The sequence below is a fragment of the Pseudomonas sp. NBRC 111124 genome (assembly GCF_001320245.1).
In the GTDB taxonomy this organism is placed as follows: Bacteria; Pseudomonadota; Gammaproteobacteria; order Pseudomonadales; family Pseudomonadaceae; genus Aquipseudomonas.
Genome location: NZ_BCBA01000058.1, coordinates 1 through 21528 on the forward strand (window position 1 = coordinate 1; position 21528 = coordinate 21528).

General features: G+C 62.7%; 19 protein-coding genes. 7 read left to right on the plus strand and 12 right to left on the minus strand.

Annotated elements, in window-relative coordinates; all coding sequences use genetic code 11:
* Window positions 1–211: 211 nt before the first annotated feature.
* Window positions 212–1096 carry a formate/nitrite transporter family protein gene (locus APH28_RS22065; RefSeq protein ID WP_060512648.1) on the plus strand — a complete coding sequence of 295 codons (885 nt, stop codon included), beginning with the start codon at window positions 212–214 and terminating at the stop codon, window positions 1094–1096.
* A 2-nt stretch (window positions 1097–1098) separates the two neighbouring features.
* On the opposite strand, the gene APH28_RS22070 is transcribed toward APH28_RS22065, so the two are convergent.
* Window positions 1099–2193: an MBL fold metallo-hydrolase gene (locus APH28_RS22070; protein ID WP_082432367.1), complete on the minus strand. Its 1095-nt coding sequence runs from the start codon at window positions 2191–2193 to the stop codon at window positions 1099–1101.
* Between the two features lie 130 nt (window positions 2194–2323).
* Between APH28_RS22070 and APH28_RS22075 the strand changes: the two genes are divergently transcribed.
* Both APH28_RS22075 and APH28_RS22080 read left to right on the plus strand, forming a co-directional pair.
* Window positions 2324–3397 carry a diguanylate cyclase gene (locus APH28_RS22075; protein WP_060512675.1) on the plus strand — a complete coding sequence of 358 codons (1074 nt, stop codon included), beginning with the start codon at window positions 2324–2326 and terminating at the stop codon, window positions 3395–3397.
* Between the two features lie 57 nt (window positions 3398–3454).
* Window positions 3455–6025 carry an EAL domain-containing protein gene (locus APH28_RS22080; protein WP_060512650.1) on the plus strand — a complete coding sequence of 857 codons (2571 nt, stop codon included), beginning with the start codon at window positions 3455–3457 and terminating at the stop codon, window positions 6023–6025.
* A gap of 8 nt (window positions 6026–6033) precedes the next feature.
* Here the strand turns inward: APH28_RS22080 and APH28_RS22085 are convergent, their stop codons facing one another.
* Window positions 6034–6354, minus strand: coding sequence for a DUF2025 family protein (locus APH28_RS22085; protein WP_027918918.1), 321 nt, complete (start codon window positions 6352–6354; stop codon window positions 6034–6036).
* Window positions 6355–6441: 87 nt separating this feature from the next.
* Window positions 6442–7383 carry a LysR family transcriptional regulator gene (locus tag APH28_RS22090; protein ID WP_060512651.1) on the minus strand — a complete coding sequence of 314 codons (942 nt, stop codon included), beginning with the start codon at window positions 7381–7383 and terminating at the stop codon, window positions 6442–6444.
* Between the two features lie 113 nt (window positions 7384–7496).
* Between APH28_RS22090 and APH28_RS22095 the strand changes: the two genes are divergently transcribed.
* Window positions 7497–8255, plus strand: coding sequence for an SDR family NAD(P)-dependent oxidoreductase (locus APH28_RS22095; protein ID WP_060512652.1), 759 nt, complete (start codon window positions 7497–7499; stop codon window positions 8253–8255).
* 139 nt (window positions 8256–8394) lie between these two features.
* Here the strand turns inward: APH28_RS22095 and APH28_RS22100 are convergent, their stop codons facing one another.
* From APH28_RS22100 to APH28_RS22125, 7 genes are all read right to left on the minus strand, one after another.
* Window positions 8395–9264: an HlyD family secretion protein gene (locus tag APH28_RS22100; RefSeq protein WP_060512653.1), complete on the minus strand. Its 870-nt coding sequence runs from the start codon at window positions 9262–9264 to the stop codon at window positions 8395–8397.
* An 11-nt stretch (window positions 9265–9275) separates the two neighbouring features.
* Window positions 9276–9482 (minus strand): DUF1656 domain-containing protein, encoded by a 207-nt coding sequence (locus APH28_RS22105; protein WP_060512654.1) that lies wholly within the window; start codon window positions 9480–9482, stop codon window positions 9276–9278.
* Window positions 9469–11457 carry an FUSC family protein gene (locus APH28_RS22110; protein WP_060512655.1) on the minus strand — a complete coding sequence of 663 codons (1989 nt, stop codon included), beginning with the start codon at window positions 11455–11457 and terminating at the stop codon, window positions 9469–9471. The genes APH28_RS22105 and APH28_RS22110 overlap by 14 nt, the downstream gene beginning before the upstream one ends.
* A gap of 170 nt (window positions 11458–11627) precedes the next feature.
* Window positions 11628–11744: a cytochrome c oxidase subunit CcoM gene (ccoM, locus tag APH28_RS29350; protein WP_060512656.1), complete on the minus strand. Its 117-nt coding sequence runs from the start codon at window positions 11742–11744 to the stop codon at window positions 11628–11630.
* Window positions 11745–11879: 135 nt separating this feature from the next.
* Window positions 11880–12041 (minus strand): hypothetical protein, encoded by a 162-nt coding sequence (locus tag APH28_RS28905; RefSeq protein ID WP_177334287.1) that lies wholly within the window; start codon window positions 12039–12041, stop codon window positions 11880–11882.
* A gap of 68 nt (window positions 12042–12109) precedes the next feature.
* Window positions 12110–12442, minus strand: a complete 333-nt coding sequence (locus APH28_RS22120) for a hypothetical protein (RefSeq protein ID WP_060512657.1) — start codon at window positions 12440–12442, stop codon at window positions 12110–12112.
* Window positions 12443–12545: 103 nt separating this feature from the next.
* Entirely contained in the window at window positions 12546–13241 is a 696-nt protein-coding gene (locus APH28_RS22125) for a M949_RS01915 family surface polysaccharide biosynthesis protein (protein ID WP_060512658.1), read from the minus strand.
* Between the two features lie 132 nt (window positions 13242–13373).
* Here APH28_RS22125 and rapA point away from each other — a divergent pair, with 132 nt between their 5' ends.
* Window positions 13374–16220, plus strand: coding sequence for an RNA polymerase-associated protein RapA (rapA, locus tag APH28_RS22130; protein ID WP_060512659.1), 2847 nt, complete (start codon window positions 13374–13376; stop codon window positions 16218–16220).
* Window positions 16221–16417: 197 nt separating this feature from the next.
* Window positions 16418–18682 carry a bifunctional diguanylate cyclase/phosphodiesterase gene (locus APH28_RS22135; RefSeq protein ID WP_060512660.1) on the plus strand — a complete coding sequence of 755 codons (2265 nt, stop codon included), beginning with the start codon at window positions 16418–16420 and terminating at the stop codon, window positions 18680–18682.
* On the opposite strand, the gene APH28_RS28285 is transcribed toward APH28_RS22135, so the two are convergent.
* Window positions 18582–19469: an NAD(P)-dependent oxidoreductase gene (locus APH28_RS28285; RefSeq protein WP_082432368.1), complete on the minus strand. Its 888-nt coding sequence runs from the start codon at window positions 19467–19469 to the stop codon at window positions 18582–18584. The genes APH28_RS22135 and APH28_RS28285 overlap by 101 nt on opposite strands.
* Before the next feature lie 228 nt (window positions 19470–19697).
* On the minus strand, window positions 19698–20003 hold the full coding sequence (locus APH28_RS22145; protein ID WP_060512662.1) for a DUF2288 domain-containing protein: 306 nt from the start codon (window positions 20001–20003) through the stop codon (window positions 19698–19700).
* Window positions 20004–20362: 359 nt separating this feature from the next.
* Between APH28_RS22145 and APH28_RS22155 the strand changes: the two genes are divergently transcribed.
* Complete coding sequence (locus tag APH28_RS22155) at window positions 20363–21478, plus strand: branched-chain amino acid ABC transporter substrate-binding protein (protein ID WP_060512664.1); 1116 nt, start codon at window positions 20363–20365, stop codon at window positions 21476–21478.
* Window positions 21479–21528: the final 50 nt, after the last annotated feature.

A 21528-nucleotide genomic window follows, 5' to 3' on the forward strand; every position in this document is an offset into this window, starting at 1 on the left:
CGATTCTGCTTTCTTTCAAAAGCGTTCAACTTCAACCAGTTACCGCTTGCCTCGTTGCGTTCATCGCTGCGAGGAGGCGAATAATACGCGCTTTGAAATTAGAGTCAACACCTTGATCTAAAAAAACTTTCGATCTTCATCTGGGCCCGCTTGGCAACTAAATGCATGAAGCACCGCTCTGTTGAGAAACCACCAATGGAGCGTAACGGCCATGAGCGATGCGCAGAGCGAAAAGACCCCTGGCTTGTCGGCGGACGAAGAGAAAGAAATCAGCCATAACCAGCCGCCGCGGGCTGCGGTATTACACGAGATCATTCGTTCCCAGGGCGACCAGGAACTGGAGCGTACGCTCGCGGCGCTGTGGTGGTCAGCCCTTGCCGCCGGCCTGACCATGGGCCTGTCACTGATGGCCATGGGGTTGTTCTATGCTCGCTTGCCTGAAGGCGACAGCGCGCAGGTCATCGCCAGCATCGGCTACAGCGCGGGCTTTCTTGCGGTGATCCTGGCACGCCAGCAACTGTTCACCGAAAACACCCTCACAGCCGTGCTGCCCATCATGACCACACCAACCCTGACCAACATCGGTCGCTTGCTGCGGCTGTGGAGCGTGGTGCTGCTGGGCAATCTGGCGGGCACCTTGCTGGTGGCCTGGGTGATGCTCGAACTGCCGATCTTCGACAGCAAGACCGATGTGGCCTTCCTTGAGGTCGGGCGCAAGGTAATGAAGAACGACATCAGCCAGATGTTCGCCAAAGGGATCGTTTCGGGCTGGATGATCGCCACCATGGTCTGGATGATCCCGTCCATGGAGCAGGCCAAGATCTGGATCATCCTTATGATCACCTACCTGATGGCGCTGGGCGACTTCACCCACATCGTCGTCGGCTCGGTGGAAGTTTCCTATCTGGTGTGGGCCGGCGACGAAACCTGGCGCAGCTTCTGGCTGGCGTTCGCCTTGCCGACCCTGGCCGGCAATATCATAGGTGGCAGTTTCATCTTCGCCCTGATCAGTCATGCCCAGGTACGCAGCGATAGCGGCAAGCCGCCTTCACGGCTATTAAAAGAGAAAGCGGGCCAGCAGCAAGACCGGGACTGAACTCAACGCGCCGCCAACGCCCGCTCGGCTGCCCTGCCCCGCTGACGTGCCGGATGCGGCTGCCACCAGTTTTGCCCTTCGTGCGGTGAATCGATGCTCACCCGCTCGCCCATCTGCGGCGTGCTCAGCCGCACCTGGGCCGCAGCGGCCAGGGCAACGATGCGTTCGAACGGTTCCTGCCAGCCATGGGTAGAAAGATCGAAAGTGCCGTTGTGGATCGGCAGCATCCAGCGCCCGCGCAGATCCAGATGTGCCTGCAGGCTCTGTTCAGGTTGCATGTGCACGTTGGGCCAGGCCACATTGTAGGCGCCGGTCTCGATCAACGTCAGGTCGAACGGCCCAAAGCGCTGGCCAATTTCGGCAAAGCCGGCGAAGTAGCCGGTATCACCACTGAAGAACACACGTGTCTGGTCATCTATCAATACCCACGAGGCCCACAAGGTCCGGTTACTGTCGAACAGGCCGCGCCCAGAAAAGTGTTGCGCGGGTGTGGCGACGAAACGCACCCCCTCCACTTCGGTTTCCTGCCACCAGTCCAGTTGCGTGACCTTTGCTGCGGGCACACCCCACTCGATCAGCAGATCACCCACACCGAGCGGCGCCAGGAAGTGCTCGGTACGCGAGGCCAGTCGGCGTATCGCCTGCTCATCGAGGTGATCAAAATGATCATGGGACAGAATCACCGCCGTCAGCGGCGGCAGTTCATCGAGCCCCAGCGGCGGCGCATGAAAGCGCTGCGGCCCGGCCCATTGCACCGGTGAGGCGCGTTCGGCAAAAACCGGGTCGGTAATGAAGTAGCGACCGCGAAGCTTCAGCAATACCGTGGAGTGCCCCAGGCGCCAGAGGCTGTGGTCCGGTGCATCGAGCACCTGCTGGCGGGTCATGGGTTGCACGGTAATTGCTGCCGCCGGCCGGGTTTCCGGCGGCTTGCGCAGGAACAGGTACTTGAGGCCGATGCGCAGCTTCTTCAGCACGCCATCCTGGGGCAGGCTGGCCTGATTGTGAAAACGTCCGTCCCGCTGTGGCGCCGATTGGTCGCCAGGATTAGCCATGGGAGCCATGAGCAGCAACACTCCAAGCAAGAGGAAAGGCTTCATGTTACCCCACTGGGATCACATCAACCGTGAATTGGCTTGTAAGGTCATTTTTCGTAGATGAAACACTGTTCAACAATATTCACGTGAGTTATGCGATAAACGGCACCCCGGCAGAAGAACAACGACCATGATGGACAATCGCAGCGGCAAGGGACTTTCATTCGTCAAGCGCATCTACCTGCCGCGCGTCATCGGCCTGGGGATCGGCCTGTTCAGCGTAGCCGCTGCCGTGGCACCGCTGTCACCTCCCACCTGGGTCTGGGTGCTGTTGCTGTTCAATGGCCTGTTCTGGCCCCATGTCGCCTATCACCGGGCATCGCGTTCGACGGCCCCTTACCAGGCCGAACAACGCAACCTGCTGCTGGACTCGCTACTGGGCGGCTTCTGGACTGCCGCCATGCACTTCAACCCGCTGCCGACCGTGACCGTGCTGTCGATGATGACCATGAACAACGTGGCCGCAGGCGGCAAGCGCCTGGTCGTTCACGGCGTATCGGCTCAGCTGGCCGGCATGCTGCTGGCCAGCGCACTGCTGGGCACCGGGCTGCAGTTGAACGCCACGTCACTGCAAATCTACGCCTGCCTGCCAATGCTGACACTCTATCCATTGGCGCTAGGCTGGGTGTGCTACCGCCTGGCGATCAAACTGGGCGAACACAAGCGACAGCTGAGCGCCCTGAGCCTGATCGACAGCCTGACCGGTCTGCTCAATCACGGTGCCTGGAAAGACCTGCTGCTGCTCCGGTTCCAGGCCTGCCGGCAACAACAGTCGTCCGCCGTGATTGCACTGATGGACATCGATCACTTCAAGACCATCAACGACACCTTTGGTCACGTGGTCGGCGATTGCGTGCTGCGCCAGCTGAGCGAGGCGCTCAAGCGCAACCTGCGCGAAGCCGACCAGGCCGGGCGCTATGGCGGCGACGAATTCTGCCTGATCCTCCCCGCCACCAGCGAAGCCCAGGCCTGCCAAGCGATGGAGCGGCTGCGCGAGCAGGTCGCCAGCTACCGCAACCCCCAACTGCCGCACCTGCGTATCAGTCTGAGCATCGGCCTGGCGGCTTTCGACACCCACCTGCAGTCCGCCGAGCATTGGCTGGAACAGGCCGACAAGGCGCTGTACAGCGCCAAGCGCTGCGGGCGTGACCAGGTCAATTTCGCCCAAGGCGAGGCCTCCCCGCTCAGGCTGGCCTATCCTGACTGAACCTCCTGGCTGGTTGATCGGCGGGGGAGACTGCAGTCATCAAGGAGTCGTTCGCGCATGGCCAGGACCGCCAGCCCTCCCCCACGTCTTCAGGTCCGTCGCCTGATCGGCGTTTTCTGTCTTGTCTTCGGCCTGGCCTGCGTGGTCACCCTGGGTGCACTGTTCAATATCGCGGCCACCCTCGACCAGCAGGAGCAACAACGCAGTGCCTTCCATGCCAACCAGGCACTGGAACAACGCCTGCTGGCCTCTCGGCAGTTTCTGTCCAGCTACGCCGTGTGGGATACCGCCTACGAGCACCTGGCCGGCAAGGTCGACTGGCATTGGGCCTATGAAGAAAAGAACATCGGTGAATCGCTGTATAGCGCCAGCGGTTACGAAGGCGTATTCGTGGTCGAAGACCAGCGCACCACCTACGCGCTGTTCAAAGGCGCACCGACCGAAGCCGCTGCGGGCAGTTTCATCGATGCGCCCCTGGCTGAAATCATCGCTGCCGCACGCGCAGCCGCCAGTGCCCGCGAGCAGGTCACTCGCTTCGTCATGTTCAACAACTGGCCCGCGGTACTCAGCGCCGCCGCCGTGCGCCCGGACAAGGACGTCACCGCAGCGGACGTGAGCCAGGCACCGGTCATGCTGTTCGTCGACCAGCTCACCGAAGCCAAGCTCGCGCAGTTGGGCGAAGGGGCAGGCCTTGCGCGCATGCACATAGAAAAGAACGAAGAACACCAGCACGGTCACCAGCATGTCGCCCTGGGCAACACCGGTTATCGCCTCGCCTGGATCAGCCCGCTGCCGGGGCGTCAGCTGCTCTGGGCCGTATTGCCCCCATTGCTCTGCGCGCTGCTGATACTGGGCCTGGTGATGCTGTACCTGTTTCGCCATGCGTTGCGCAGCTCGCACGCCATCGATCTCAGCCTGCAGCGCCTGCAAAAGAGCAACCAGGCCCTGGAAGCCAGCGAGCAACGTTTTCGCGCAGTCGCCGAGGCCGCGTCCGACTGGATCTGGGAAACCGACCGGCACCAGCGACTCACCTACCTGTCCCAGCGGTTCGTCAGTGTCACCGGCGACCCGGTCGAGGCCTGGCTTGGCCAGCCGCTGAATCAGCTACTCAGTTGCGAAACCACGCCGCTGTCTGCCTGGCTCGATGGGCAGCTCGACAGCGACCCGGAACAACCGGCCAACCTGCGTTGCGCCTATAGGGACCACAACGGCCTGAACCGTTATTGCCGAATATCGGCGCGGGCAATCCGCCTCGATGGCAAGCTCGCCGGCTTTCGCGGTACTGCCAGCGATATCACCGACGAAGTCGAAGCCCATGCGCGCATCCAGCACCTTTCACTGCACGACCCGCTCACCGGCCTTGCCAATCGCAACAAGCTGGCCCGGCATCTTGAACAAGCCCTGTTGCGCGGCAGCGACTCGCCGCCACTGACCTTGCTGCTACTCGACCTGGACAATTTCAAGCCGATCAACGACTCACTCGGCCATGCGGCGGGTGATGCGGTGCTGCAGGAGGTGGCCGCACGCCTGCGGGACACCACCCGCGACGTCGACCTGGTCGCACGCCTGGGTGGTGATGAATTCGTCGTGACGCTGGAAAGCATGGAGAACCGCAGCGAAATTGACCGCCTCTGTCGGCGGTTGGTGGAGTTGCTGCAGCAACCGATTACCTTTGAAAACCAGCCATTGCACATCGGTGTGAGCATCGGCATCGCCCAGACACGCAGCCAGGGCTTCGATGCCGGCGAACTGATCCGCTGCGCCGATATCGCCCTGTACCAGGCCAAGGCGGATGGCAAGGGCACCTGGCGCTACTTCGCCGCCGAGATGAACCAACAGATTCAGTACCGCCGGCAGCTCGAAAACGACCTGCGCCGCGCGCTCAACAACAATGAATTCGTCATCCATTACCAGCCACGCTACCGCCTGAGCGACCTGCGTATCGTCTCGGTCGAAGCCCTGTTGCGTTGGCAGCACCCGCAAGAAGGCCTGCTCGCGCCGGATACCTTCATCCCGCTGGCCGAACAAAGCGGGCTGATCGTCACGCTGGGCCGCTGGGTGCTGCGGGAGGCTTGCCGCCATGCACTCGGCTGGCCACAACACCTGCTGGTTTCGGTCAACCTGTCACCTGCGCAGTTCATGCGCAGTGACGTGGTCGCCGACCTTCGCGAAATCCTCCTTGAAACCACCTTCCCAGCCCAGCAGCTGGAGCTGGAGATTACCGAGAACGTCATGCTCAACGACATCGAGGGCGCCTTGGGCACCATGCTCGCGCTCAAGGAGCTGGGCGTGCGGCTGAACATGGATGACTTCGGCACGGGGTATTCCTCACTGGGCTACTTGCGGACCTACCCGTTCGACAGCATCAAGATCGACAAGCGCTTCATCGCCGGGTTGGCCAATACCGCCAGCAGCGATCGCGCCGTGGTGCAGGCGATCATCAACCTGGGTGAAGCGATGGGGCTGACAGTGACGGCCGAGGGCGTGGAAACCGAGCAACAATTGCGGGCGCTGCAGAAAGACCGCTGCCATGAGGTGCAGGGTTTTTATCTGAGCCGGCCGCTGGACAAGGCCGGCTTCGAGCAATTGCTGCAACAGCAACCTGGGTGGTCCGCAGGCGCCCTTTGAAGCGCGGTTCAGCGCAGCGAACGCTCCGCCACGATCTCCGGCAGGTCGCGACGCCGCAGGTAGAGGCGCAGCGGCTCACCGATGTTCAGCCGGTCATCCACATGCTGTTCCAGTAACAGCGCCAGGCGCTCCCGGCACAGCGCCATGCGCGCACCTTGTTGCGGCCGCCAGACGAATTCACTGCAGGGGGTGATGCTGTCGTCCGCCACGTCCATACCGAACGCGTCCTCGGAAAACCGCACGATATGGACGCCGCGCTTACCATGAAAGCCGACAAAGCCATTGAGCTGGTCGGCAGCGCTGCAGATATCCTGGGAAGTGATGGCCATGACGTAACCTCGCAAATGAACGGAAGTGACGCACGCCAGGCAGGTAACGGTCGCCTCTGGTGGGCGACGCGCAGTGGGCAGCCTAGCTCATGTGCTTATCGCAGCGCCAAGGTTTTCGTCGCCGGGCATCGGGTCGACCTGCGACGCCAGCAGCCCGCCCAGCCAGCCCATGAAGGCCTGGACCCGGCGTGGCACATGCCGTTGCCGGGCATACAGCAACGACACCGGCATGGCCTGGGCCTGCCAGCTCTGCATCACCTCCACCAGTTCGCCGCTTGCCAGATGGTGCGCCACACCGACCGCAGGCACCTGGATCAGGCCGAGGCCCGCCAGGCACGCCGCCGAGTAGGCCTCGGCATTGTTGACCGTGACCACGCCGGCCATGGGCTGAAAGCACACCTGGCCGCCCTGCATGTATTCGAAGCCCGCGCTGCGCGCGCCCAGGCTGCGCACATAGTGCACCAAGTGGTGGCCGGCCAGGCCGGCAATGCTCTGCGGCACGCCACAACGTTCAAGGTAGGCGGGGCTGGCGCAATTGCGCATGCTCAAGTGGCCGATAGGCCGCGCCACGACATCCAGGTCACTCAGCGCACCGATGCGCATGACACAGTCAAAACCCTCGCGCAGCAGGTCGACCTGACGGTCGGTGCAACTGATCTCCACTTCCAGCCTGGGAAATCGCGACAAAAATTGTGGCAAGGCCGGAATGATCACACGGCGGGCCATCATGGTCGGCATGTCGACCCGCAGGCAGCCGGCCAGCTCGGCATCGTTGGCGCGAAAAAGGCCCTCGATCTCGTCCATGCCCGATAGCAGGTCCTTGCTTCGCTCATACAGCAACGTACCGTCTTGGGTCACCTGGACGCGCCGCGTGGTGCGGTTGAACAGGCGCGTGCCAAGCAAGTGCTCCAGCGCCCTTACCTGCTCGGATACCGTCGAGCGCGGCAGGCCCAGGCTGTCTGCCGCCAGGGTGAAACTGCTCACTTCGCTGACCCGAACGAACGTACGCAGCAATTCCAGCTTGTTCATGTTCCGCCTCGACTGTTCGGCTTAGGCGAACAGTATTTCCGATATGGCTGGATTTAACAGCCACAAAACGATCAATACCCTGTGTCTCATCCACCACCCACGAGGAATTCGACATGACTCGCAAGATCGCCTTGATCACAGGCGCCAGCCGCGGCCTGGGCCGCAATGCCGCCGAACATCTGGCCGCACGCGGAATCGACATCATCGGCACCTACCACAGCAAGGCCGACGAAGCCCAGCACGTGGCCAAAGCGGTGGAAGCGGCTGGCGCCAAAGCCGCCATGCTGCAACTGGATGTCAGCGACAGCAGCAGCTTCGCCGGCTTTACCGAACGCCTGAGCGCAACGTTGCGACAGCAGTTTGGCCGTGAGCGCTTCGACTTCTTGGTGAACAATGCCGGCATCGGCCTGAATGTGCCGTTCAGCGAAACCAGCGAAGCGCAGTTCGACCAGTTGATGAACATCCAGCTCAAGGGGCCGTTCTTCCTCACCCAGCGGATGCTGCCGTTGCTGGTGGATGGCGCGCGCATCGTCAACATCTCTTCCGGGCTGGCGCGTTTTGCGCTGCCCGGGTATGCCGCCTATGCGGCCATGAAAGGGGCGATGGAAGTACTGACCCGCTACCAGGCCAAGGAACTGGGAGCACGCGGCATCCGCGTCAATGTCCTCGCACCGGGGGCGATCGAGACAGACTTTGGTGGCGGGGTGGTGCGCGACAACCAGCAGGTCAATGATTTCATTGCCGGCAATACTGCGCTGGGGCGGGTCGGGTTGCCCGATGATATCGGCGCTGCGATTGCGCTCCTGCTGGAGGAAGGCAATGGCTGGATTACCGGGCAGCGCCTGGAAGTGTCTGGCGGGATGTTCCTTTAAGGCAGAAAACCTGGGGCCGCTTTGCGGCCCATCGCCGGCAAGCGCGGCTCCCACAAGTACTGCACAAACCTGTGGGCTTGCGCGGTCGGTGTGGGAGCTGGCTTGCCGGCGATGGGCTGCGAAGCAGCCCCAATGGCAATCACTGTTGCGCCTGATCCTCATGTACCTGCACGCTAGCGGTCATCCCCGCACTCAAGTGCACGCCTTCGGGAATCTGCTCCAGCTTGATCCGCACCGGTATCCGCTGCGCCAGCCGTACCCAGTTGAAGGTCGGCTCCACGACCGGCAGCAGCTGGCTATCCGGATTGCTGTTGCTGTCGGTAATGCCCCGGCTGATGCTTTCCACATGGCCCTGCATCGCATCGCCCGCGCCCATCAGCCAGACTTTCACTTCATCGCCAACCCGAATGCGCGGTAACTTGGTCTCCTCGAAATAGGCCTGGATGTAAAACGTCGAATCATCCACCAGAGCCATCACCGACTCACCGGTGTTCACATAGTTGCCCTGGGCCAGGCGCAGGTTGGTGATATGCCCGCTACGCGGTGCTCGCACCTCGCTGCGCGCCAGGTTGATCTTGGCCACTTGCAACTGTGCTTGCGCCTCATGCAGCTCGCCTCGAGCGACAGCGGCATTGATCTGGGCGTTTTCGCGCAACTCGGCACTGATCGCCTCGGGGCCCAACGCCGTGCGCCGCGCCGCCTCACGCTCACGCAGGTGCAACTGCTGGGCGCGGGTTTCTGCCACCGCATTGGCCTGGTCGAATGCGGCCTGGAAGCGCTCGCGGTCGATGCTCATCAACAGGTCGCCAGCCTTGACCTGCTGGTTGTCCTGTACCTTCAGTTCACGCACCCAGCCAGACACGTCCGGGGCAATTACCACCACATCGGCGCGCACCCGGGCATCACGCGTCCATGGCGTAAGCATGTAGTACTGCCAGAGCTTGTAGCCGGCCAGAACGGCAATGGCGACCACACACAAGGTCACCAGGGTACGGACGACAGCACGCATTGAATCACTCCTTACAAAGGCCCGAGCAGGCGAACGACCAGGTACAGCACACATACGAACAACGCCGTGTCGAACAGCGCTTCATGCCAGATCCAGCGCCCAAGCGGCGTGGCCTGTACCACCAGGCGCAACAGCCCGGTCAGCGCCAGCGCCATCAGCACATAAATCAAGAACGGGCTGAGCAGCACACCACCCAGCGCCCACTCACGCAAGCCCATGGGCATCCTCCTGCGCACGGCACCATTTAGCCCAACTGCTCTGCAACTGCAGCACTGCACCCTGAGCGAGGCGCAACGGGTCGCTGGCCGGCGCCCGCTGCAAGGCGGCGATGAACTGCTCGCTGGCCGTATCCAGGCGCTGCCCACGGCCAGCGCCCGGCCCTTTGGCAAGTACCGCCTCTACCTGCTGCAGGTACTCGCGCTCAGCGTTCCCCAGTGGCACCTGGGCCACTGCCAGGCACATGCGCAAGTGCACCAGCTCGTCACCGATATCCAGCCCATGCAGGCCATCATCCCAGCGCTTGCGCTCGGTGGCCGGCAGCTCGCTGGCATGCCGGGCCAGCTGCATCAGGCGGTCGGCCATGCGCCCGCCAAACCAGCTGTCGGCACCGCGCAACTCGCGCCGCGTCAGGCGCACCAGGTCATTTTGGGTTGCCGCGCGCAGGCGCCGGCCAAGCCAGGCCGGGTGGCGGAACACCAGCAAACGGAACGCCAGTACCGCAGCGCCGACGCCCACCAGCATGGCTAGGGCGCTGTTGAGCAGGGTCGCCACACCGAACGTCATGGCATTGAGCGGCGAGACCAGCACGACAAAATGCAGGCAATAGGAGGTCGCCGTGGCGCCAGTGCGCGGATGGGCCATGCCCAGCGCGCCGAAGAACAGCGGCACGCCCATGCCCAGGCAGAGCATGGCGAAGCTGCTCCACTGCGGCAGAATGATCTGCCCGACCAGGAAGGCAGCCGGGATCGCCAGCAAGATGCCACGCAAGAAGCTCAGGCCGATCTGCGCGCCGTTCTCACGGCTGGCGAACAGGCTGCACACCACGCAAGTCAGCACCAGGCCGCCAGGCGCAGACGGCCAGGCGGTGGCCAGCCAGAAGCTGCTCATCACCAGAAAGGCCAAGGCACTGCGTGAGCCGAACAACAAGGCCAACGACCAGTCGCGATGCGCCGCCAGGCCCTGAGATACATCCTTCGGCGCCCTGCCCGCCTCGACTTCGTCCAGGGCCTGGGTGGCGGCCATGGCGTAGTCCAGCAGCAAAGCCATGCGCGCCAGGCAAAAGTGCTCGGCGGAGCTGATCTGCTCATCATGCGCGGCGTCCCAGATACGCTGACGCAACACCAGCAAGCTCGGCTGGTCCGGGTTGGCCAACTGCGCCCGTACCTCTTCAAGCCAGGTCGCGAGGCGCCCGGCTTCGCGCTCGTCCAGCTGCCGCCACTGCCGGCGCACCGAGCGTGAAATACGCAACAGCACCATGAGTTTCTGGCTCAGTCCGCGAATGGCCTTGGCCCGTTGCCGCCCGCGCGGGCCCTCGAACCAGGCGTGCTCGCGCTGGGTATCGATGGCAACGATGCGACCGAGGCTGTCCAGCAGCCCTTTGCGCGCTTCATCTTCGCCCCCTAGCATGGCGCTTGCCGCCTGCAGACCGTTCTGCCAGGCCTGCCGCGCCTGGCCGGCGAGCTGCTGCTCGACCCGCATCGGCCAGATCAGGGCACTGCTGGCCGTGGCACAGCAGATACCCAGGCAGATTTCGGTGCACCGCGCCACCGCCTGGTCGAACACCTGCAAGGGATGATTGATGGCGGGCAAGGCGATGATCGCTGCGGTGTAGCCGGCCAGGACGAACGAGTAGGCCCAGGCACTGCGTAATTGGGTGGAGGCCGCCGTGCACAGGGCCAGCCACAGCGCCAGGGTGATCAGGAACAACCATGGGGTCTGGGCGAACAGGCCGATGAACACCACCGACATGACCGTGCCGACCAATGTGCCTGCCAGACGCGCCAAGCCCTTCTGCACCACCATCCCCGACAACGGCTGGGCGACGATGAACGCGGTCATCAACGCCCAGGAGGGTTGCTCCAGCCCCCAGCGCATGGCCAGCCATAGCGCCAGGCCCGCTCCAAGCAGGGTCTTGATGGCGAACTTGATGGCGAGGCTGCTGGGTGTAAACAGGGCCTGGAAGGTGATGGGCACGAAACGGACCTTGCACAGGGGTGATTGGATAAACGATAGACAATGGAGCGAAGGATACAGCCAGGACGATTAATTAGCTAGCTAATCATCTTTATTGGCAAAAAACGCAGGCAAAAAAATAGGCGACCGAAGTCGCCCTAAATGCCTTGCGTGCTCGTGATTCCGAAAGGTCAGCGCGGCTTGCGCTTGTGCGAGTCCTTCCAGATGAAAATGCCCAGACCGGCAAAGAATGCAACCATCAACCCGACCGTTACCACGCCCGCGATAACCACATTGTCGAAGAACATGCTGGCCTCCCGATTCGCTTGCCGTTGTCCGATGGATGCAAGGTAACGAATACGGGGGCGGGGAAAATTGATCAGGGTCAATACTGCCCGGGACCGGGCACGCGAGGCGGGTGCAGGGTTGACCTGCGTCAAGTTTCAGCGCTTCTTGGGCTTGCCTTTGGGCTTCTTTTTCTTCGCGGCGGCAAGCGGCATCGCCTGCTCGAACGCCTGGCGCACTTCGTTCAGGCGTTTTTCCTTGAGGTCATGGACGCGCTTGGCGCGCTCGGCATCGAAGTCGATGAGGTTGTCTTGGCTCATGGGGTGGGCTCGACGATCTACAGAGACTTGCATCATGAAGCCAGGCGCCGGCCATGACCAGCCCCGCGTCAGACTTCGATGTCGACCAACAGGCCCTGGCGCTGGTGCTCACCCATCAAAGGCGCCACCGGCACGGTATTGTCGGCGTTGACATCGTCGCCTGGCACGGCGCTGTAACGTTCTGCATCACCCTTGCCGTTGCGCCGCTGCTGCTGTCGGCGTTGCTCTTCACGCAGCAGCAACGCCTGCTCCTGCGGGTCACGCTGCTGTTTGAGGTCGATGGCGCTTTCGTTGGACGAAGGCTGCACAGGCACCACCGGCTTGATGTCGGGTGTCGGTTTGACCGGATCCTGTTGGGAGGTCACGGGGGCGGCACTGAGCGGGATGATCGGCGGCAGCATGGAAATTCTCCTGTGCCGATTGTATCGGCCGTCCGTTAGCGAGCTTGAGGGTCAAATGGACGAGCGGCCGGTCACGGCCGCGTCATGCCAATATAGACAACCGTCACTCGGTATCGTCCTCAGCGTCGTCGTCGGCCGGCGTGCTGGCTTCGCTCCAAGGCCGCTTGTAGACCTGCTGCCAGACCGCATCCATATGCTCGCGCAGCACCTGCGGCGCATTCTTCAGCGAAGCGCTGTCTTCACGCTCGCCGCCGACCGGCTCTTCACCTGCGGGGGTGATCAGTGACTGGCCGGTGACGGTGTAGACGTTCTGCCCTTCGCGCATTTCGATGGCGATGTCATGCGGATCGATACCGCCACCGCAGAAGGCATGGCTGGCCACGGTCACTTCGGCGACACCGTCCTTGTTCAGGTCACTGACGTCGCTGACATCGGAATAGAAGTCGACATCCAGGTCCAGCCCCGGGCAGGTGGTTTCCTGCTCGATCTGCCAGCGCGCCTTGAACGCGTCGCTGTCGGCGGTGCGTCCGTACAAGGTGGCCTTGAGCACCACCTTGTCGACTTCCTGCTCGGACTCGGCATCGACCGCCTGGCCATCGCTGCGGCTTAGCACCAGCAGCCCTTCGCCGTCACGGTCACGAAAGTGCACGCTCTTGATCGGCGTCTGCACGCCCAGCACTTCGAGCTGCTCGACCGGGATCGCGGGCAGGGTTTCGAAATTTTTCTGTTCACAGGCGGCCAGCAGCAGCAAGCTGCCCATGGCCAGGGAGGTGTGCAACCAGCGGTGCTTGAGCGGCATATCGGTGCTTAGCCCTCGTCAGCAAGACGGTGTTCTGCGATGAAACAGCTAGACTGATGGACTTCTGGTCTATGGTCCGCCCGGCCTATCCGTTAACATAGCCGGCTTTTTCATCGCGGGAGTTCAGGCAGTATGGCGCAGCAGTATCAACCGGGGCAACGCTGGATCAGCGACAGCGAAGCGGAGCTCGGCCTTGGGACCATCCTGGCGCAGGATGGCCGCCTGCTGACCGTGCTCTACCCGGCCACTGGCGACACCCGCCAGTATTCCCTGCGCAATGCGCCGCTGACTCGCGTGCGCTTCTCGCCAGGTGACCAGATCACCCACTTCGAAGGCTGGAAGCTGACCGTGCGCGAGGTCGAGGACATCGACGGGCTGATGGTCTACCACGGCCTGGATGGCCAGAACCAGCCGCGCACCCTGCCGGAAACCCAGCTGTCGAACTTCATCCAGTTCCGCCTGGCCAGCGACCGCCTGTTTGCCGGGCAGATCGACCCGCTGTCGTGGTTCAGCCTGCGTTACAACACGCTGCACCACACCAGCAAGCAGATGCAGTCGTCGCTGTGGGGCCTGGGTGGCTGCCGCGCGCAACCGATCGCCCATCAGTTGCATATCGCCCGCGAAGTGGCCGACCGCAGCGCGCCGCGCGTGTTGCTGGCCGACGAAGTAGGCCTGGGCAAGACCATCGAGGCTGGCCTGGTGATTCACCGCCAGCTGCTGTCCGGCCGTGCCAGCCGCGTGCTGATCCTGGTCCCCGAAAACCTCCAGCACCAGTGGCTGGTGGAAATGCGCCGGCGCTTCAACCTGCAGGTCGCCCTGTTCGATGCCGAGCGCTTTATCGAAAGCGATGCCAGCAACCCATTCGAGGATGCCCAGCTGGCGCTGGTCGCCCTGGAATGGCTGGTGGATGACGAAAAGGCCCAGGACGCACTGTTCGCTGCGGGCTGGGACCTGATGGTGGTCGACGAGGCGCACCACCTGGTGTGGCATGAAGAGCAGGCCAGCACCGAATACAGCCTGGTCGAGCAATTGGCCCAGGTCATCCCGGGCGTGCTGCTGCTCACCGCCACCCCCGAACAACTCGGCCAGGACAGCCACTTCGCCCGCCTGCGCCTGCTCGACCCCAACCGTTTCCACGACCTCGCGGCGTTCCGCGCCGAGAGTGAAAACTACCGCCCGGTGGCCGAGGCCGTGCAAGAGCTGCTTGAAGAAGGCCGCCTGTCGCCCAAGGCCCATGCCACCATTCAAGGCTTCCTCGGCGCCGAGGGCGAAGCCCTGCTGGCGGCAGTCAACGATGGCGATACCCAGGCCAGCGCCCGCCTGATCCGTGAGTTGCTCGACCGCCACGGCACCGGCCGAGTGCTGTTCCGTAACACCCGTGCAGCGGTCCAGGGCTTCCCCGAGCGCCAGCTGCACCCGTATCCGCTGGCCAACCCTGAGCAGTACCAGGAGCTGCCCGCCGGCGAACACGCCGAGCTGTACCCGGAAGTGGCCTTCCAGGCCCAGGGTGAAGTCGGCGATGACGAGCGCTGGTGGCGCTTCGACCCACGGGTCGACTGGTTGATCGACACCCTGAAGATGCTCAAGCGCACCAAAGTCCTGGTGATTTGCGCCCACGCGGAAACCGCCATGGACCTGGAAGACGCCCTGCGCGTGCGTTCGGGTATTCCGGCCACGGTGTTCCACGAAGGCATGAGCATTCTCGAGCGCGACCGCGCCGCCGCTTACTTCGCCGACGAGGAATTCGGCGCCCAGGTGCTGATCTGCTCCGAGATCGGCAGCGAAGGCCGCAACTTCCAGTTTGCCCATCACCTGGTTATGTTCGACCTGCCGGCCCACCCGGACCTGCTCGAACAGCGCATTGGCCGTCTCGACCGGATCGGCCAGAAGCACACCATCGAACTGCACATTCCCTACCTGCAGGACAGCCCGCAGGAGCGACTGTTCCAGTGGTACCACGATGGCCTCAATGCCTTCCTCAATACCTGCCCGACCGGCAACGCCCTGCAGCACCAGTTCGGCCCACGCCTTTTGCCGATGCTCGAAGGCGGCGATGCCAAGGCCTGGACCGCACTGGTCAGTGAGGCCCGTGGCGAGCGCGAGCGCCTGGAAGCAGAGCTGCACAGCGGCCGTGACCGCCTGCTGGAGCTCAACTCCGGTGGCGCCGGTGAGGGCCAGGCGCTGGTAGAAGCGATCCTTGAGCAAGACGACCAGTTCGCTCTGCCGATCTACATGGAAACCCTGTTCGACGCCTTCGGCATCGACAGCGAAGACCACTCGGAAAACGCCCTGATCCTCAAGCCGAGCGAGAAGATGCTCGACGCGAGCTTCCCGCTGGGTGACGACGAAGGCGTGACCATCACCTACGACCGCGCCCAGGCACTGTCGCGCGAAGACATGCAGTTCCTCACCTGGGAACACCCGATGGTGCAGGGCGGCATGGACCTGGTGCTGTCCGGCTCGATGGGCAACACCGCGGTCGCGCTGATCAAGAACAAGGCGCTCAAGCCGGGTACCGTGCTGCTCGAACTGCTGTTCGTCAGCGAGGTGGTGGCGCCACGCAGCCTGCAACTGGGCCGCTACCTGCCACCCGCGGCGCTGCGCTGCCTGCTCGATACCAACGGCAACGACCTCGCTTCGCGCGTGGCGTTCGAAACCCTCAACGACCAGCTCGAAAGCGTGCCGCGTGCCAGCGCCAACAAGTTCGTCCAGGCCCAGCGCGACGTGCTGGCCAAGCGCATCAGCGGTGGTGAAGCCAAGGTCATGCCGGTGCACGTCGAGCGCGTGGCCGAAGCCCAGCGCCGCCTGGCCGCCGAGGCCGATGAAGAGCTGGCGCGCCTGACCGCGCTGCAGGCGGTCAACCCGAGCGTGCGTGACAGCGAGATCGATGCGTTGCGCAAGCAGCGTGAACAGGGAATGGCCATGCTGGACAAGGCCGCGCTGCGTCTCGAAGCGATTCGCGTGCTGGTCGCCGGCTGATCGGTTTGCCACATCACTGGGGGGCGCTTGGCGCCCCTCAGTTCGTTATGCCGCCCCGCTATTTTCCTCATAACCAAATAATTGAGATCAAAGTGCCATTACTCAGGAAGGTTTAACCGCCTGTTTCTATACTGCCCCTGAACAGTCTCCACACGGCTTGAACGGAGACGAGTGAAAACTCGAGCAAAGGGCAAGCAATGGATTGGCTGGGGCTGCAACTGTTCACCGAACTGCCGGTTACCGGGCGCATCGTCATCGACTGCCGCCATGAACCGCTGCTGATTCTGATCGCCTTTGCGGTGGCCAGCGCAGGCTGCTTCGCCACCCTGGACATGGCCGAACGCCAATCCCACAGCGAACACGCTGCCGCGCAGCGGCAGTGGCGCATGCTCGGTGCCTGTTGCCTGGCCGGCGGCATCTGGGCCATGCACTTCATCAGCATGCTGGCGTTCCGGGCCCCGGTGGAAATGCACTACGACGTGTCGTTGACCGGCCTGTCACTGCTGATCGCACTGGTGGTGGCGTGGATGGCGATGAGCAGCCTCGACCGCGCCGACATGCGCCTACGCCACTACCTGCAAAGCGCCTTGCTCATCGGCCTGGGCATCATCCTCATGCACTTCGTCGGCATGGCCGCGCTGCAGACCGGTGCCCTGCAGTACTACCAGAGCACCCTGCTGCTGAGCAGCGCCGCCATCGCCCTGCTGACCAGCCTGGCCGCGTTGCTGCTGGCTCGTTACTTCCGCAACGGCAGCGGCACCCTGCACCAGACCATGAAATATGGCGCCAGCCTGCTGATGGCCGGCGGCATCGTCGCCACTCACTTCACCGCCATGGCCGCCATGACCCTGGTGATTCCGGCCTCTACGGCCCTGAGCCTGCCATCGGCCGACAACAGCCTGCAACTGGGGCTGACCGTGGCCTTCATCACCTTGCTGATCAGCGGCAGCAGCATCAGCGCCGCCCTGGCCGACAAGAAGCTGCAAAGCAAGGAAGACGACCTGCGCCGCTACGGTGTGCTGCTCAGCCAACTGGACCAGGCCCGCGCATTACTGCAGCAAGCAGCTCACTACGATGCCCTGACCAATCTGGTCAACCGCCGCGGCTTTAACCAGATCTTCGCCGAACGCCTGGCGGAGCTGGATGCCAGCGAGAACCGCCTGGCGGTGATGTTCCTGGACATCGACCATTTCAAGCGGATCAACGACAGCCTCGGTCACGACGCCGGCGACCAACTACTCAAGGTGATCGCCAACCACATAAAGGCTGCCACCCGCAGCCACGACCTGGTCGCCCGCTTCGGCGGCGACGAATTCTGTGTGGTCACCAGCCTCAATAACCGCGAAGAGGCGTGCCACCTGGCCCAGCGCATCATGCAGCGGATGAAGGAGCCGATCGATCTGGGTGGCCGGCGCATGGTCATGACCACCAGCATTGGCATCAGCATTTTCCCCGAGGACGGCGTGACGGCCGAGGAACTGCTCAAGCATGCCGACCTGGCCCTTTACCAATCCAAGGGCAGCGGGCGCAACAGCCTGCACTTTTTCAACAGCAGCCTGAAAAGCCGCGCCAGCCTGGCACTGCAACTAGAAGAGGAGCTGCGCGTTGCCTTGCTTGAGGAGCGCGGCTTGTGCGTGCATTACCAACCCATCTTCGACCTGCGCACCGGCCAGGTGGCCAAGCTCGAAGCCTTGGTGCGCTGGCAACACCCCCTGCACGGGATGATGGGGCCTGACCGGTTCATCGGCATTGCCGAGGCCAACGGTCTGATCGTCGACCTCGACCTGTGGGTGTTGCGCCACGCCTGCCAAGACCTGGCCCGGCTTCACCGGCATGGCTTTGCCAGCCTCAAGGTCACGGTCAATTGCTCGGCCGTGACCTTGGGCGACCAAACCTTGCCCAACGAAGTGGAAGTGGCGTTGTTCCAAGCGGGCCTTGCACCTCGCCACCTGGAGCTCGAAGTCACCGAGAACGCGCTGATGGGTGACATCCAGCAGACCGTCAATCTGCTCAAGCGCATCCGTGGCCAGGGCGTCGGCCTGTCAATCGATGACTTCGGTACCGGCTATTCGTCGCTGGCCTACCTCAAGCGCCTGCCTTTGGACGTGCTGAAGATCGACCGCTCATTCCTGCAGGATGTGCCCGCCAGCCAGAAGGACCGCGAGATCATCCAGGCCATCATCGCCATGGCCCATACCCTGCACCTGGAAGTGGTCTGCGAAGGCATCGAAACCGTCGAGCAACACGAATTCCTGGCCCGCAACGGCTGCGACTACCTGCAGGGCTACCTGCTCAGCCGCCCAGTGCCCATCAGCGAGCTGCGCCCGCTGCTTGACCAGCTCGACCGCCAAGACACGGCGTTCAGCCCTTGTTGCGATACAGTTCTACCAGGGTCGCCGGATCTTTTTGCAGATAACCCTGGCTACCGTGCAGGCGCATCAACTGCGCGGCGAGGCCACTGAGCGGTGTTGCCGTGCCCTGCTCGCGAGAAAGCTTGACGGCACCGTCGAGGTCTTTGAGCAAGGTGCGGACATGCCACTTGATCGGTTCGAAACGGCTTTCGGCCATCTGCGGCGCCAGGATCTGCAGCGGCTTCGAATCGGCAAAGCCACCGGCCAGTGCCTCGGCAATCAAGGTGGCGTCGACACCTGATTGCTCGGCCAACGCCACCACCTCGGCAATCACCAGGGCATTGCAGGCCACGATCATCTGATTGCAGGCCTTGGTCACCTGCCCTGCCCCCACGCCGCCCATGTGCGTAACACGCTGGCCGAGCACCTGCAGAATCGGGCGCGCCCGCTGCAGGTCGGCGACCTCGCCACCCACCATGATCGCCAAGGTGCCCGCCTCGGCCCCTGGCGTGCCACCGGATACCGGGGCATCCAGCCAGGCCATGCCGCACAGGGCAGCTAGTTCGGCGGCCATTTCCCGGGTCGCAGTCGGCTCGAGGCTGGAGAAGTCCACCAGCAACTGCCCGCTGCGCCCGCCCTCGGCGATGCCTTGCTCGCCAAACACCACCTCGCGCACCACTGCGGTGTCGGCCAGGCACAGCAGGACAATGTCGCTGTCACGGCACAACTCGGCGGGGCTCGCAGCCAACTGCGCACCTTCGGCCACCAACGCGGCGCATTTGTCCGGGCTGCGGTTCCAGATCGTCATCGAATAACCTGCGGCCAACAGGCGCCGGCACATCGGCAACCCCATCAGGCCAATCCCGGCAAACCCCAGCGAAGGCAGTGCAGTACTCATGAACAACTCCTCTGATAATCAATGACACCAGACAAACTGCGCACTATGACCGCTACGAGCACGCCTGCCAATTCGTGCCTTTGACCGGGTTCGCGATTACGCATGCCGTAAACTGTTACCGCAACGCCGAATCAGCCCAGCACTGTTACCAACTTCCACCTTACGTGAGCGTCAACGAGCACCATGATGGAGCGGCTGCGTATTTTTACGCACTAAAAAAGCGCAGTGTTATTCCGATTGTTTCGTCTGAATCACGATGAACGGCGAAACCACCACTGCCCAGATCTCTGGTTCGCGGCTTTGCAGGTCGAGCGCTTGCTCGGCGCTGAGCGGCCCGACAGTGCCATCACTGCGCCACTTGGCAAAGATTTCGCTGCGATTCTCGGCCATCGCCGCAGCAACCTCGATCAGGTCGAGGCTGGGGTCGACCCAAATCAGGTCACCCTTGGCCCAGAAACGCTCCAAAGCCTTCCACTCGATTGTTGCCGTCTCGCCGAGCAATTTGGCATAGAGGGTGCTTGTTTGATCAGTCATGGGTTTTTACCCGCAAATTGGCCAATGAAAAAAGGCCGGCATTTTTGCAGAAAAACCCGGTTTCAAATATGTAATTTGGTCGATTGGCTCCGAAGTTGTGGGGTGGAGCCGAGGATGCAGGCAAAGTGATGGCGCTTTTCTGTATCTTTGTGTCGACCATGCGACAACCCGTGAACCAGGCACTTTTTGCATGCTTTTCAAGCGCGCGAACAGCGCTCTACACTGTACCGGTACAGTTCCGGGACATGTTCCGGGGGAAGGTGGGCATGCAGTGTGGCGTGGCCATGCCGCATATCCCGCCCGGTCTGTAGCCCTGGCCGCCAGGACTATAAGAATTACAACAGAATGAGTGGAGCACTATGATCAAGATTTCCAAGCTGTTCGCCGCAATGGTACTGGCCGGGGTAGCCAGCCATTCGTTTGCCGCCGATACCATCAAGATCGGGATCGCGGGCCCTAAAACCGGCCCTGTGACTCAGTACGGCGACATGCAGTTCATCGGCGCCAAGCAGGCCATCAAGGATATCAACGCCAAGGGCGGCGTTGATGGCAAGATGCTCGAAGCCAAGGAATACGACGACGCCTGCGACCCTAAACAGGCCGTGGCAGTCGCCAACAAAGTGGTCAACGACGGCGTCAAGTTCGTCATCGGCCACCTGTGCTCCAGCTCCACCCAGCCAGCGTCCGACATCTATGAAGACGAAGGCGTGATCATGATCACCCCGGCCGCCACCTCGCCGGAAATCACCGCCCGTGGCTACAAGCTGATCTTCCGTACCATCGGCCTGGACAGCGCCCAGGGCCCGGCTGCCGGCAACTACATCGCCGACCACGTCAAGCCGAAGGTCGTTGCCGTTCTGCACGACAAGCAGCAGTACGGTGAAGGCATCGCCACCGCGGTCAAGCAAACCCTCGAGAAAAAAGGCACCAAGGTTGCCGTCTTCGAAGGCCTGAACGCCGGTGACAAGGACTTCTCCTCGATCATCCAGAAGCTCAAGCAGAACAACGTCGACTTCGTCTACTACGGCGGCTACCACCCAGAGCTGGGCCTGATCCTGCGCCAAGCCCAGGAAAAGGGCCTGAAAGCCAAGTTCATGGGCCCGGAAGGCGTGGGTAACGACTCCATCTCGCAGATCGCCCAAGGTGCTTCCGAAGGCCTGCTGGTCACCCTGCCGAAGTCGTTCGACGCCGACCCTGAGAACAAGGCCATCGTCGACGCCGTCAAGGCTGACGGCAAGGACCCGAGCGGCCCGTTCGTGTTCCCGGCCTACTCGGCTGTGGAGCTGATCGCCAAAGGCATCGAAGCGGCCAAGTCCGAAGACACCGACAAGGTGGCAGCCGCCATTCACGCCGGCAAGTTCAAGACCCCGACCGGCGAGCTGTCCTACGACGAGAAAGGCGACCTGAAAGACTTCAAATTCGTGGTCTACGAATGGCACTTCGGCAAACCGAAGACCGAAGTCTCCCCTCAGTAACTGCGTGACTAATAGCTGACCGTAAAAGCCCACTGTGCGAGCAGTGGGCT

What these genes read in the sequence shown, in the direction of transcription:
- APH28_RS22135 (WP_060512660.1), top strand. Translation starts at nt 16,418, where the DNA reads ATGGATTGGCTGGGGCTGCAACTGTTCACCGAACTGCCGGTTACCGGG.
- APH28_RS22085 (WP_027918918.1), bottom strand. Translation starts at nt 6,354, where the DNA reads ATGGCCATCACTTCCCAGGATATCTGCAGCGCTGCCGACCAGCTCAAT.
- APH28_RS22070 (WP_082432367.1), bottom strand. Translation starts at nt 2,193, where the DNA reads ATGAAGCCTTTCCTCTTGCTTGGAGTGTTGCTGCTCATGGCTCCCATG.
- APH28_RS22075 (WP_060512675.1), top strand. Translation starts at nt 2,324, where the DNA reads ATGGACAATCGCAGCGGCAAGGGACTTTCATTCGTCAAGCGCATCTAC.
- APH28_RS22100 (WP_060512653.1), bottom strand. Translation starts at nt 9,264, where the DNA reads ATGCGTGCTGTCGTCCGTACCCTGGTGACCTTGTGTGTGGTCGCCATT.
- ccoM (WP_060512656.1), bottom strand. Translation starts at nt 11,744, where the DNA reads ATGTTCTTCGACAATGTGGTTATCGCGGGCGTGGTAACGGTCGGGTTG.
- rapA (WP_060512659.1), top strand. Translation starts at nt 13,374, where the DNA reads ATGGCGCAGCAGTATCAACCGGGGCAACGCTGGATCAGCGACAGCGAA.
- APH28_RS28905 (WP_177334287.1), bottom strand. Translation starts at nt 12,041, where the DNA reads ATGAGCCAAGACAACCTCATCGACTTCGATGCCGAGCGCGCCAAGCGC.
- APH28_RS22095 (WP_060512652.1), top strand. Translation starts at nt 7,497, where the DNA reads ATGACTCGCAAGATCGCCTTGATCACAGGCGCCAGCCGCGGCCTGGGC.
- APH28_RS22155 (WP_060512664.1), top strand. Translation starts at nt 20,363, where the DNA reads ATGATCAAGATTTCCAAGCTGTTCGCCGCAATGGTACTGGCCGGGGTA.
- APH28_RS22080 (WP_060512650.1), top strand. Translation starts at nt 3,455, where the DNA reads ATGGCCAGGACCGCCAGCCCTCCCCCACGTCTTCAGGTCCGTCGCCTG.
- APH28_RS22125 (WP_060512658.1), bottom strand. Translation starts at nt 13,241, where the DNA reads ATGCCGCTCAAGCACCGCTGGTTGCACACCTCCCTGGCCATGGGCAGC.
- APH28_RS22065 (WP_060512648.1), top strand. Translation starts at nt 212, where the DNA reads ATGAGCGATGCGCAGAGCGAAAAGACCCCTGGCTTGTCGGCGGACGAA.
- APH28_RS22105 (WP_060512654.1), bottom strand. Translation starts at nt 9,482, where the DNA reads ATGGGCTTGCGTGAGTGGGCGCTGGGTGGTGTGCTGCTCAGCCCGTTC.
- APH28_RS22120 (WP_060512657.1), bottom strand. Translation starts at nt 12,442, where the DNA reads ATGCTGCCGCCGATCATCCCGCTCAGTGCCGCCCCCGTGACCTCCCAA.
- APH28_RS22145 (WP_060512662.1), bottom strand. Translation starts at nt 20,003, where the DNA reads ATGACTGATCAAACAAGCACCCTCTATGCCAAATTGCTCGGCGAGACG.
- APH28_RS28285 (WP_082432368.1), bottom strand. Translation starts at nt 19,469, where the DNA reads ATGAGTACTGCACTGCCTTCGCTGGGGTTTGCCGGGATTGGCCTGATG.
- APH28_RS22090 (WP_060512651.1), bottom strand. Translation starts at nt 7,383, where the DNA reads ATGAACAAGCTGGAATTGCTGCGTACGTTCGTTCGGGTCAGCGAAGTG.